Annotated in this window: 10 protein-coding genes; all 10 read right to left on the bottom strand. The window is 39.7% G+C overall.

The genetic code is table 11. The features are described from left to right. Position 1: 1 nt before the first annotated feature. The 10 genes from ACSIPU_RS05820 to galF all read right to left on the bottom strand — a co-directional run bounded on the left by ACSIPU_RS05820 (position 2) and on the right by galF (position 13259). The gene (locus tag ACSIPU_RS05820) at positions 2–1102 is read right to left on the bottom strand and encodes an EpsG family protein (protein ID WP_196557459.1); all 1101 of its coding nucleotides are present in this window, start codon (positions 1100–1102) and stop codon (positions 2–4) included. Between the two features lie 15 nt (positions 1103–1117). Beyond that, positions 1118–2308, bottom strand: coding sequence for a hypothetical protein (locus tag ACSIPU_RS05825; RefSeq protein ID WP_196557458.1), 1191 nt, complete (start codon positions 2306–2308; stop codon positions 1118–1120). A 188-nt stretch (positions 2309–2496) separates the two neighbouring features. Beyond that, positions 2497–3408, bottom strand: coding sequence for a glycosyltransferase family 2 protein (locus tag ACSIPU_RS05830; protein WP_102100527.1), 912 nt, complete (start codon positions 3406–3408; stop codon positions 2497–2499). A 44-nt stretch (positions 3409–3452) separates the two neighbouring features. After that, positions 3453–4880, bottom strand: a complete 1428-nt coding sequence (gene wbaP / locus ACSIPU_RS05835) for an undecaprenyl-phosphate galactose phosphotransferase WbaP (protein WP_154022227.1) — start codon at positions 4878–4880, stop codon at positions 3453–3455. Positions 4881–5001: 121 nt separating this feature from the next. Beyond that, positions 5002–7167, bottom strand: a complete 2166-nt coding sequence (locus tag ACSIPU_RS05840; protein WP_196557457.1) for a polysaccharide biosynthesis tyrosine autokinase — start codon at positions 7165–7167, stop codon at positions 5002–5004. 10 nt (positions 7168–7177) lie between these two features. Next, positions 7178–7618: an arsenate reductase/protein-tyrosine-phosphatase family protein gene (locus ACSIPU_RS05845; protein ID WP_082236971.1), complete on the bottom strand. Its 441-nt coding sequence runs from the start codon at positions 7616–7618 to the stop codon at positions 7178–7180. Position 7619: 1 nt separating this feature from the next. Further along, positions 7620–8756 (bottom strand): polysaccharide export protein, encoded by a 1137-nt coding sequence (locus ACSIPU_RS05850; protein ID WP_435321688.1) that lies wholly within the window; start codon positions 8754–8756, stop codon positions 7620–7622. A 73-nt stretch (positions 8757–8829) separates the two neighbouring features. Next, entirely contained in the window at positions 8830–10269 is a 1440-nt protein-coding gene (locus ACSIPU_RS05855; RefSeq protein WP_196557456.1) for a capsule assembly Wzi family protein, read from the bottom strand. 1004 nt (positions 10270–11273) lie between these two features. Further along, entirely contained in the window at positions 11274–11903 is a 630-nt protein-coding gene (locus ACSIPU_RS05860) for a phosphatase PAP2 family protein (RefSeq protein ID WP_024274461.1), read from the bottom strand. 459 nt (positions 11904–12362) lie between these two features. Continuing rightward, positions 12363–13259 carry a UTP--glucose-1-phosphate uridylyltransferase GalF gene (galF, locus tag ACSIPU_RS05865; RefSeq protein WP_016809217.1) on the bottom strand — a complete coding sequence of 299 codons (897 nt, stop codon included), beginning with the start codon at positions 13257–13259 and terminating at the stop codon, positions 12363–12365. Between the last annotated feature and the right edge of the window lie 289 nt (positions 13260–13548).

Consider the following 13548-nt stretch of genomic DNA (forward strand, 5'->3'; position numbering starts at 1 on the left):
ATTACAAATATCTACATGTGACAATACTGGAATCATCACCACCATGCCTGTAGAGGTCTGAGCAGCGTTTTATTATTTTATTTTCAATTTCCTGTCTTGAAGAAAAAATTGTCACAGGATTATCTATTGAATCATTATAGATATCATATCGATAAGGCATGTATGAAATTATTAAAACTATTAGGGATAAAAAAACACGTAGCCAACCTGTTTTCTTTCTTGTCGATAAAAAACGATCTATTGAATCTACATATAGTATAAAAAAATAATATTGAAATCTGAGAAGAAAAAAAGCAAGCTTAGTTTCAAATATAAGAAATACACTTATTATAGCTTTGCCGGCTTCATCCTTATAATCCTCTATCTTTCTAGAAATAAACGCAGGAACCAGAAGAAGTAAATATATCAAAGAACTCTTGTTAAAGAGCGTATTATCTAGCGATCCTGACATTCCTCCATAACTTAATACTTTATTCTTTAAATATGGTATAAATATGTATTGTGGATAATTAATCATAATAACGGCACCGTAAACCACAATCAATGATATAACTAAAAAGGATATCAATTTTGCTTTTGATATTTTTCTGTTAAGTAATGGGAAAAATAACGCAGTGAACGATGACGCATGAAAACACATAGCCAGTAACACACCAATATAAAATTTCTTATAGTTTTTATTTTTTAAGTCGTCTAAAAAATATAATAATACTGCAATGGCTAAACCCTGTCTAATCTGTTCCATGAACATAAAAAAACCCATAAAAGAGAATAGACAAAATAATGACAGTGTCTTATTCTCTTTCTTTTTACAATATATTACAACACTAACCCCCACAAAACAGTTAACGGCAGCAGTCAACGCACCGAAGTTCAATCCATAAAAATGAAACAATCTCATTAAATAATAATAACCTGGTTCGAAGGGCATAACATCATAATAATCTATATTATTAAATATCCTATAATAATTTACCCAATCATAACCATATCCGTAAGTTATCGTGTAAAAGCTCAAAAAAATAAGACTGGCAGCATAGAAAATATATTTAGAATTGGAAAAAGAAAGAAAAAATAAAATACCAACCATTAACGGATACATTGTGAACCCTCAATATTAATCATTTAGCCTTTTAACTCCATCGAATACAACTCTTTCAAATTGTACATTTTTAAGTTTGTATGATGACACTGCAAAATCAAGTTCAAAACCTTTTGTGCTAACAATGATTGAAGAAAATATTGAATTAGTCACTTTTTTTAAAATTATCGGAATACAATTCATTATTTTATTTGTTCGCCATATCCCTATTTTTAAATCGTAGAGATTGATATAGTTGGTGTTTTCTATAAATACAGCATTATTCTCTTCAACTACGCCTTTATCATCTAATATAATGAAGACATTGTTAACAGTAGTATATGAATTGTTACTTAGTGTAACAGCATTACGTATTGCGTTAATATGTCCGTTGGTAAGAATTAATTGAAATACTCCACTTTTCTTACCAGCTATCGGTAATTTCAGTCCGCGTCTTGAAAAGAAAACCCCATATACTACGTTAACTAAATTGAAATTAGTAATGAAAATGCCTTCACAGTAATCATTACCGATAATCCCATAAGCAACGTTGTATATTCGTATTTTATCTATGTAATACTCAACTGGCCAACCTTGTCCGGAAATCCATATCCCCGTACCCAAAGGAGTGTGCCCCTCTCTTATTCCAGTGATAACTATATTGTCAAAATTTGTCCACCCAATTGAATTAAGTTGTATCCCACAATTCCACGCTGAATTTGATGCTATTCCTGATATGTTTAGGTCCCTGAAAATACCTTTTAATTGTGTCCTTTTCTTTATTTTACCTGTATTGTCAATTAATGCGCTGCCATTAAGAGTTATCCCAGTCCCACCAATGCCCGACGTCAAAATATTGAATGAGGACATAGATAATATAGGTTTGTCGTCCGTTAAGTTAAAAATGAACCCATTAAGACCTTGCGGAAAAACAAAAGAAGTACATCCTATACCATTCCCTATTAACGTTAACCCACCTTTAACAACAATGGTTCTCTCTAACTTAAATATACCATCGCCCAAATATAGTGCTTTATTATCTTTTACTGCATCATCAAAAGCCAATTGAACTGCATCAGTTATATTAGAATATTTTTCTAAATAATCAGCAAGATATAATCCTCTTTCACATTGTGAAATATTTGATGTTTGAGATATAGAACTAGGAGCAAAAGATACACATCCAGCCGTAACAATTGCATTCGTTAAAAAACTTCTTCTGTCCATATCATTTCCAAAAATTTAACGCGAATTAGTAAAATATCAAAACATGAGATATTTAATAAAGTAATATCGAATATGATATGAAATTTCAACATCGCACCAGTTAATAGAAAATATCATTACAATGATCACATTCCAGCCAACAACCTAAATTTTAAATTGAATATACTTTATTCATAATCTCATGTCCTTCAATTTCCCCAATAACGTTTATGCATACTTAGATATTTAATGAGATATTTAGGGATTTTCTTATAATTTTGTCCTAACTTGTATCCAATCAGCTTCATAAAATTATTAAGAATGGCAACAGGTATCCAAATTGGTCCTTTTTTGAGAAGGAACTTTAATTCTGAAATTATAAACTTGCGACCTTCGCCTCCAGCGCTGCCAAATTTTTCTCTTATCCAAGCTTCATCACTATGGAAAACGCCTATATCAAAATATCGCTTGAATTCTTCTATCGGTTTATAATTATGAGAATGCCGAACCATTGCTTCAGGTACATATGCACATTTATACCCAGAAAGAAGAGCTTTAGCTGTATAAAACATATCCTCGCATAGGATTGTATTCGATGGAAATCCTCCTATTTCTTTAAAAACTGATAATCTATAAGCTGAAAAAGAATTAGACATAAAAACCGACTTTAATCCCATAACGGCAATAGATTCACTACTTGAAATATAACCTTCTTCTGGATAATTAAATTGTCTTGCATGTTGCGCTATTGGATTCGCATTTCTATGGGGTAACTGTCGCCCGTAAGCACATACAACCATATCATCATTAAATGCATTGATAATATTTTGAAGAAATCCGGGTTCTGGTATTGCATCTTGGGTTAAAAAAATCACAATGTCATACTCGTCTATAAACAGATTGACGGCACGATTTCTAGTTCCTCCATGATTGAATTCATTTCCAGGGATGCTTATTACCTCAAACCCAGCCTCTTTCGCCACTTTGGCTGTATTATCAGTACTACTAGAATCAATTACATGAACATATAAATCTGGATCCATATATTTCTTTATATTGGCAACGGTCAGATGCCAAATTTCGCCGCCATTATAAGTCGGTATAGCAACATAATATCTCATTGTAGTTAAATTTTTCTCCTAACATCGTAGTAATAATGGAGGGATCAGTACGCCCCATCTTTTTTTAATACCACACTAATTGTTTTAAAAAGAATGGCTATATCATTCCACATCGACCAATTTTTCACGTACCATGCGTCAAGGTATACGCGAGTTTCATAATCAACATCACTACGACCGCTTACCTGCCACAGCCCAGTCATTCCGGGCTTACTGAGGAGATAATAATCTACCTCGTCATTATATCGTTCAAGCTCGGCAGTAATAATAGGCCTAGGCCCAACAAGGCTCATTTCTCCCTTCAGAACATTAAATAATTGAGGTAACTCATCAAGGCTAGTCCTTCTCAGGAAGCTACCTATCTTAGTAATTCTTGGGTCATTTTTTAATTTAAAAGTTTCATTCCACTCTTGTCTTGCCTCGGCATTATTTAAAAGTAGATTATCAAGCACTTCTTTTGAATTTATAACCATTGACCGAAACTTCAAACATTTGAATGGTTTTCCGCCCTTACCAATGCGCTCATGACCATATATCGCTGGTCCACCATCAACTTTTACCTTCCTACTAATATAAATTAGAACTGGAGATAACATTATTATTATTGCTAATGAGCCAATGATATCGAATATTCTTTTAAGACATCGAGATGATAGTTTAGCTAAGTTTTGTTGAACACGAAAAATCATTACCTCATGGCTAAAAATAAAAGACATATCAGTACTATCCAAGGGCATTCCTCGTAAGGTAGGAATTACTGAGACATAACGAAAACCTTTTATCATGAAGTTTCTGAGCCATGTATTTCTTATTTCGCTTTGATTTGACTCCACAGCAACGATAAATTGTGTTCTACGATCTTTTGTACTTAACCAAGTTGGATCATTTTCAATTACAGGGATATTATCAATTTTTTTCCCAGCGACAGTTCCACCTTCACTAGTAATAAATCCTACTATGTTTAAACCAAGATTCCTTTCACTACTTATGGCCTTATATGCTTCATGAGCATTTTCTCCGCTGCCAATTATCCATGTATCACGCTGCCACAACCCCAATAGTGCTAACACTCTTTTAGCTACCATTCTAGAAAATGGTAACAATATTATAATAAATATCCATGTTAGCACCCATAGATAGCGAGAAAAAGACCAAGTAGTGAAAGCAACCACTGCAATTTCAATTACAGCAAAAATAACAAGAGTTCTTAATATTTCTTTTAACTCAAACCAAAATGTTTTTCGATAAAAATAATGACGAAGCCGAATTGAATACCAACCAACGCAACAGCATGCTAATAACCAATGCAGAGCAACCCAGCCTTCAATTTGATTACGTGGTACAATTTGCTCATAATTATTTAGGGATAATGACATTATCCCCATAGCTAAATAAATTGATATAGTAAAAGTAATAAAATCCGTCACGGCAAGTGACAGACTAACAATAAAATTTCTGCCGAGAAGCGTCATAACTCCCTCTCAATATATAAGTTATTACTCTGGCGATGCTTATCCATTAATTTTTATAGCAAAAAGCCACTAGTAATTTTAATCCTGACCAAAGATTTTTAATCTCGGCCAGGATTTATGATCACTTATCGTTGGTATATGTATATCCATAGTGGTTATAACCGTAGCCATAGTAGCTACTAGCCTTTTTAACCACTCCGTTAAGTATACAACCTTTTACATGTACACCGCTTTGTTCAAATCGTTTGATACTAACTTGGATTTCTTTTGTAGTATTTTGCTCAAATCGAGCTACCAGTAATGTGGTACCCACATAGTTACCTATTATGGCAGCATCCGTTACAGCAAGAATTGGCGGTGTATCCAAAACAACTATATCATAGTGCTGGCTAGCCCACGATAATAAATCTTGAAATCTTCTATGCATTAGCAATTCAGCCGGATTCGGAGGCACCATCCCGCGAGATATAAAGTCAAAACCTACCGTTGAGATTTTTTTCACAGCCTGTAGAACTTCTACTCTGCCAGACAGTACATCGGAAAGTCCATTGTCATTATCAACACTAAATAATTTATGCGTATATCCTTTTCGCATATCAGTATCAATAAATAAAACCTTTTTTCCTGTCTGAGAAATTATCGCAGCGAGATTAGTACTTATAAATGTCTTACCTGCATTTGGGCTTGCACCGGAAATCATCAAAATATTATTTCTAGCCTCCATCATTGCAAAATGAAGACTTGTTCTAAGTCCCCTTATTGACTCAATTGCGAGGTCAGCAGGGTTATCTACAGCAAGAAAGGATTGATATTCTGTTTCATTTTTCTTCTTCCAATGGCCGCGCTGAGTAATTTTTTTGGAAAATGATTCAGAAACCGGTATGCTAGCATAAACATTTATACCTAATTCTTCCAGTTGTTCTGGGCTTTCAATTCCTCTTCGTAAAAAAACGCGCAAGAGAACTAATCCAACAGAAACAAAGGCACCAAAAAACACTCCAAATATAACAACTAATGTTTTCTTAGGCTTCACTGGCTTAGGCTGCGCGACTGCAGTATCTATAATCCTGACATTGCCAATTGCGCTTGACTTCGCAATACTCAATTCCTGCTGTCGATTCAATAGTTGCATGTAGACTGCGCGCCCTGACTCTACATCTCTGCTAAGTCTAAGTATTTCTTGCTGTGTTTCAGGCATTCCCGAAACACGTTTGTTTAATTTAGCTTTTTCATCTTGTAATGTTTTTCGTTTTTCCATCAACGCTTTATATGTTGGATGCTCTTTTGTATAAAGCTGTGATATTTCTGATTCTCTAAAAGTTAATTCATTGAGCTGATTATCGACATTTACAATTTGGTCAAGCACCGATTTAGCTTCTAGGGAGAGATCTACTGAATCATTTTTACGTCTATATTCATTAAGCTTATTTTCAGCAATATCTAGCTCATTTCTTACTTTAGGCAACTGCTGCCCCAAAAAATCCAAACTTTTTGCATCTTGTGCGGCTTGACGAGCTATATTTTGTGCTAAATAATTATTATTTATGCTATCAATTATTTCTTTAATTAAATCAGGATTATCACCTGTGAGTGATAAAGCTAATATCCCTGTATCCTTTCCTTGATCTGTAACAGAAAAAGACTCTTGCAAATCTGAGATGGCTTTTAAACGAGTAACATACGATATGGTAAACTCTGTACCAGGTACGGCATTAATATCATCAACCTTGATCGAAATTCCTTTATCTTCAACTAACTCCCCAATTTTTCCTTTAATAGAGAATTCATCATTTGATAATGTGTATTGGCTATCAGAATTGACAGTAAGATTCAATGTTACAGCATCATCTGCATTTGCACCCGGTATGTAAAGCCTAGATATATGAATAATACCTGGCTTTATTCCTAATAAACGGGCCCAACCTCTACCAAATATTGGGAAATAATTTTCCTTTACTCTTGTCTGCAGATTTAAATCATCTACTGTTTTACCAAGTATCATCCTTGACTGCAATAATGCTATTTCTGGTGCAGACTGAGGTTGGCTATCAGGTAACATTTGCGTTAGATTACTTAATATGGCATTTGCTTGTTTTTGCTCGACTTGGATCATCGCGTCAGCTTGATACACTGGAGTAGCGAATAATGCATATACTAGCGATAGTAGCGTAAATAATGCAGTTACAGAAATTATTAATTTTCTATGATCAATGAGCTCACCGATAATTCTGGCCAAATCGAGTTCATCTGAATCTTTTGTTTTAGAAGCATTCGTAACAGGTGTCATTAGTAATTCCCTAATTATTTTTACCTAATTTTTCAACCCAAAGAGCACCTGCCTGTTGAATCAGCTCATAAACAGAGGCAAAGGCTTCATCACTTTTCCGATAAGGATCTGGAATGTCACGCTGGTTTATCCAATGTCCAAATAGCATAGTCTTGCCTCTGGCTTCAGGCGCAATTTTACCTATTTGCTCAATATGACTTTTTTCCATAACGAGAATTAATTCATATTTTCGAGCAAGGGCTGAGGTAAACTGCTGTCCTTTATGCCCCTCAAGCGAAAGACCATGCTTAATGGCAATCCTTTTGGCTGCTTCATCAGCTTCATTTCCAACAAGTGCTCCGGTACCAGCTGAATCAATTATTTTTTTAGGTAAACTATTACGTAGATAACGCTCACCAATTGGTGAGCGACAAATATTGCCTGTACATACAACTAAAATCGAGTCAAACATATTACTGCCAATTCCTAATATATCGAACTGTTTCTGTCATATCATGCACACCGGTTATAGTTGGTACAAGCTGAGATATGACCCGGTTCCACCGCACAAGTGGCGCTGTTGTCACGTATACAATATCATAGGGATGCAATTGGAAATCTGTTCCCAATACCATAGCAGATGCATCTTGTGCATTCAGCTGATAAATATTAGCAATCTTTCCTTCTTTATCATTTTTCAATTGGCGAATGACGAAAATGCCTGTTGCATCACTAAGGGACTGAGATAAACCATCAGCATTGCCTATAGCTTCAGTTAAAGTCATACCACTACGGTCCATCTTTAACGTACTTTGCTTCCCTACTTCCCCCATGACAAATACCTTCAAATCGTCATTGCGAGGGACAAAGAGAATATCGCCTGGATAGAGCAAATGGTTTTGTGTTAAATCCCCTTTTTGCATTAGCTCGTATAAAGATATTTTTATATCTTTTCCGTTATGCGTCAGAATAACATTTCTCCAATCAGCATCTGCAGCTAATCCACCTGCAGCATTAATTGCATCCATTACAGTCAAAGGGATATTCGTAATTGCCTGCTGCCCTGATTTCGATACTTCACCTGTGACATAAACTTTTTGCGAGCGAAAAGCTGCAATACTCACATCAACCTGTGGGCTTTCAATATATGTTGTAAGACGGTTTGCGATTTCTTGCCTTACTTGAGTTAATGTCTTACCCGCAACCAGCACTTTGCCAATATACGGATAAAATATCGTTCCATCTGAATTCACCCAGTTACCCGTATCACTGGCGCTACGATATTGCCCGGCTGGAGTAGTTAATTCAGGATGATCCCATACAGTTACCATCAGAACATCACCTACCCCTATGCGGTACTCATAGTTTTTTAAGAGGCTATCTAACTGAGGATTTGAACGGGCAATCACAGGTTCAGGCCGAAGTTGATCTATCAAGCCTGGCGTCATGGGATAGACATTCACCAATTTATCCAAATCGTAGTCGCTATCCGGTAACTCAACGACGTTCTTACGCAGACTGTTTAACCCCTGTCCCGGCAAAATGGTACAGCCTGATAAAAAACCAATTGCTATTGCCAATGCCGAAAATCTAACAATTTTTTTCTTCATAATGTCACATCATCAATAAACCAAAAGTTTCTAATCCCCAAACAACAGCCTATTTCCAGAAGCTGTGTTAAGGCTATAAATTGAAGGGAATTTCAATCCCGGCGCTTGCGCCTACATCATCGCTATCATTATGGTTCGCATCGGTATACCAAAGCGAGGTGTTCAGTCGTACCGATTTGTACACATCGCCACTCCAGCCCAGCTGCACACCTTTTAATGTATCCGAGCGAGGAAACGCCTTGTTGATTGACTGACTTTCTGGGTTAACTTTCGCATACGCTAAACGCGCGCTCCAGCGCTGATTATCCTCTGTTACCAGTTCAACTTTACCCGCCAAGAGTTGACCATCGCCTCCCATAGCATCTCCGAGTGAATAACCTTGCTGGTAGTAGCCATCTTTATAGATATGATGCCTATAGCTATAGTTGGTTCTGCTCATATTCGATCGAGTATCGTGGGCTTCCAGATACCAGTTGATGGCATCTTTGCCCCAACCGTGGTGCCCTTCCACTCCGCCAAGGAACATATTCGCTGAAGGTAAAAAGCCGGACTCATCTTCACCAATCATTTGGCCATATAAACTTACTGGTAAACCAAGAGTCGGCTCTAGCTTAAATTTAAAGTCAAACCCGGCTAGCTGATTACCCGGTTCATTTGGGTCGTTTGCAGTAGTGTTATCTTTACCCGTCAAACCATCCCAGAAGCTGCTAAACGACTCGGGTCTGCCCTCCCCTCCCCACTGCATAATGCGCGATGCGCCAAGCTCAAGTGACTGGAAGGGGGAAAAAGTCAGACGACCACCGATAATCTTGGTATGCGGTACGGCGGTATATTGATTCATCTGGCTGGCGGAGATCTGATACTGCCATGGGCCGATCCAGCGCAGCCACCAGGTTTCTGGCGCGGCCTGTTCAGCACGCTGCATCAAAAAGCCGGTCATCGGACGGGCAGCATCACCGCGAATCAGGCTGCCTTCGTAGCCTGGCCCCCACCACTGCGGCATCTGTCCAAAGGAAAGCCACTGGTTCCAGAACTTAACCGCCCCGTAGGCGCCGTTAGCATTAAAACGTGAACCATTGCTGATGCGTTCGTCGCCCTCAACGTTTCCCTGCAGGTGAACATCCCACCACTCGCCGCTGTTATTGAAGGCTAACGATAAAGAGCTGTCAGCAGGCTGATTCTGACCAAATCCCTGCGGGGTGCCGGGCTTATCCGTTGAGGTATAGCCGCTGACCCGAAAATCAGCTTTCAAAGAATCGAGGCGCTGGTTGATTCGCGCCAGAACCACCTGTTCGGATGAATAAGAGGGCTTTGCTTTCTTAAGTGCCCGATTAATCTCTTCCTGACTTAACGGCCAGGTCGACAGGCTGAGATGAATAACGCCGCGGTCGGAGAGCCACGCCAGATCGTTGCGCAGTTCGTTGTCGTTCATTACCAAGCCGGAGGCATAGGCAAGTGAGCTGGCAGAAGTAAGCAGCCCTAGTGCGAGTGCGATTCGCGCGATTTTTATCATTGTACAAGATCCATTTTAAGCCCCGTTTCCGCAAGCTGGCGCGACAAGGGGAACACTGATAGATGCAGCGCCCTCTGACGCCAACCTTTGGTATGTTCGGTCTGCAGATTTTGACCGGAGAAAACGAAAGCATGTGTTATGAATCACATACCAACAGACGTTTTCATCATACGGCTCTATCTGCAGTACTCAATGTATGCGAAATTGTTATTGAAGGCCATTCCATCGCGCATCATACCCGCAGTTTCCTCTTGCCAGCCCTGCAGAACCTTCTCTGAGGTGGCGACAAACACGCAATTATATACAGGTTATGAAGATAATCACCTGGATGAAGGCCACTTTAGGAATTTCGGTCGCATGAAATGAGATGTGATATGCAGAAAATGCCAGCCCGCAGGTACGCTACCGCCCTTGGCTTAACAGCTACCAATGCACTGTACTTCTTTCCATATAATTTCAACCGCCGGATTCAGGTGAATCGGCGATTAATCCATCAAAGCAATCAATTTCGCGGCCATAAGTTTACGAGATTCTGCCCTCAATTGGGAGTCTAATCTCGAATTATTAGCGACGTCGCGAACGGCATGAACCATAACGACGATAACGTTATTGTTTGACACTAAACGTCTAAAACGGCGATCGGCACCAGACAGCAACTTAATCTCAACATTATGATTTCATTAACTTTTTACCACAAAAACAGTGTTGGTTTAGTTTCGAATTAATTATGGTTAGTCAACTACAAAATTTAATAGTAAAAAGAATTATGCCAGTGTGTTGTTATCATTAATAAATTCGATATTTAGCCAGAGAACTTATTTAGGAAACATCCTGGCTGATTATCATTGTGCTAATTATTGCGCAGAATGCCGTATCACCAATTTATTTCATGAATATGAAATAGTGCTTATGAAGGCTTTTTCACCCCATCATTTCACACTGACTATATTGTGAACACATCACGCGCCTGTCTGAATTCATGATCTTTCCCAATCGCCTCTGCGTCAGTAAAAGCGCTTGTGCAGATCGGCCCGGGTAAAAGGTTTATCCAGCGGGCCAAGCTTCACTGCGATCTCACCCAGAAGCGATTGCGTTGGCGCCTTAGCGCCGGTATTCAACAGCAGAGCCGGGATGATGACCACGCTTGCCAGCCCTCCCCATGATAACTGCGCTGTATGAGTGCCGCGGGTGCGCGACTGCAGCAGCAGAAACAATGCGCTGCCTGCGGTTCCCAGCAGTAAACCGGCAATCACTTCAGACGTTGAATGAGCGTGGATCACCAGGCGGGAATAGCCGACCAAACCGGCTAATGCATAACCAAATACGACAGAAGCAATACGAAGAGCTGGTGTAGCACGCGCGCACAGCAGCCATAAGAGAATTGGCCAGAAAGCTGAAGATAATGCGGTGTGCCCGCTAAAGCCGGTGAAGTCCAGCTCGCGAATCCCAATACCCCAACCCATAAATGCCAGTTTTGATGCGCAGACAATGGCGCCTGTGATGCCGAACAGCAGCGCCCAGTGCCAGGCGACCTGCTTTGAATCTTTGCGCAGAAAAAGAACGATAAACAACACGGCCGCACTGGGTAACAGTACGGTGCTATCGCCAAAAAAAGTGACAACCTGCCAGTTCATTTACCTTTCATCCTTTGACGATCTCTCCAGTCCGTAACGTCATTTCCGCGACATTTATGTGGGCATACACAATCAGTCACTTCACATTTATATGCATGCATGACCGTTGTTTAATGCGCAAACATGATCTCAGTCAAGTTTTATTTTTGTCTGACAACTTGACTCAGGGCTATTTACATAAGAAAAATCTTAGTAAGTAATTATCAGCAAAGATGAAATTTTGCTAGTCACACCATTTCACCATGCGACATGTTATTCGACTACCAGAAGTCTCCGAACCTTTACCGCACTTTTCAACGATACAATATAACAAAGCAAAATCTAACCCTTTGTTTTTCTACACAAGCCTTAAAGCGTGACGTATTGTATTAAAAAGAGTAAACGGTCCCGAATCCCAGAGTTCATCATCAGATCATGCGAACCGCTTACCCTCGTACGCTTAGGTTGCTGATGGCAAAATTACGCTAACAGCTTCTTAATGCTCTCGCGGAATTTTGCGCCTTCTTTATGGTTACGCAGACCATAATTAACAAAGGCCTGCATATAGCCCATTTTTTTCCCGCAGTCGTAGCTCTCGCCAGTCATCAACATCGCATCAACCGACTGCTTTTTCGCCAGTTCAGCAATGGCGTCGGTTAACTGAATACGGCCCCATGCGCCGGGTTCAGTACGCTCCAGCTCCGGCCAAATATCAGCAGAAAGCACATAGCGCCCTACTGCCATCAGGTCTGAATCCAGCGTTTGCGGTTCATCAGGTTTTTCGATGAACTCGACGATGCGCGCCACCTGACCCGCCGTTTCTAGCGCGTCTTTGGTCTGAATGACCGAGTACTCGGAAAGATCGCCTTCCATACGTTTTGCCAGAACCTGACTACGACCCGTTTCATTGAAACGCGCGACCATAGCGGCAAGGTTATAACGCAGCGGATCGGCGCTGGCATCATCAAGGATGATATCCGGCAGCACCACCACAAACGGGTTATCGCCAATCAGCGGGCGCGCGCAAAGAATGGAGTGACCTAAACCCAGCTGCTGACCCTGGCGCACGTTCATAATTGTTACGCCTGGCGGGCAAATAGCCTGTACCTCGGCCAGAAGCTGACGTTTGACGCGCTGCTCCAGCAGCGCTTCCAGTTCATAGGAGGTGTCGAAATGGTTTTCTACCGCATTCTTGGATGAATGGGTAACCAGCACAATTTCCTTGATGCCAGCAGCTACAATTTCATCAACAATGTACTGCACCATAGGCTTGTCGACGATCGGCAGCATCTCTTTCGGAATGGCCTTGGTGGCGGGCAACATGTGCATCCCTAGTCCTGCTACCGGTATAACTGCTTTCAAACTCACCATTTTCATATCCACCCGTATGGTTATTAATCTTTAGTTCCTGTCAGATTGTATGTATCACTGGCATTTATCCATGATGATACACGCTTGATACCTGCCATACTGTCCGTCAAATTCTGAAATTACATGCTGAATTTAAGAATACACGTAAAATCTACAGACCAATAGGTCGATTTAAGAAAATTCTCAAACGCAACTTTACAGACATTATTACTCATACTTACAAAGACTTACGCCAGCTATCTATTAGCTATTAACCATAAGACGGCGTAATGACATTCATCGCTGGTCCATCATT

This window comes from Klebsiella sp. HN106 (genome assembly GCF_051209435.1).
Classification (GTDB): Bacteria; Pseudomonadota; Gammaproteobacteria; order Enterobacterales; family Enterobacteriaceae; genus Klebsiella; species Klebsiella oxytoca.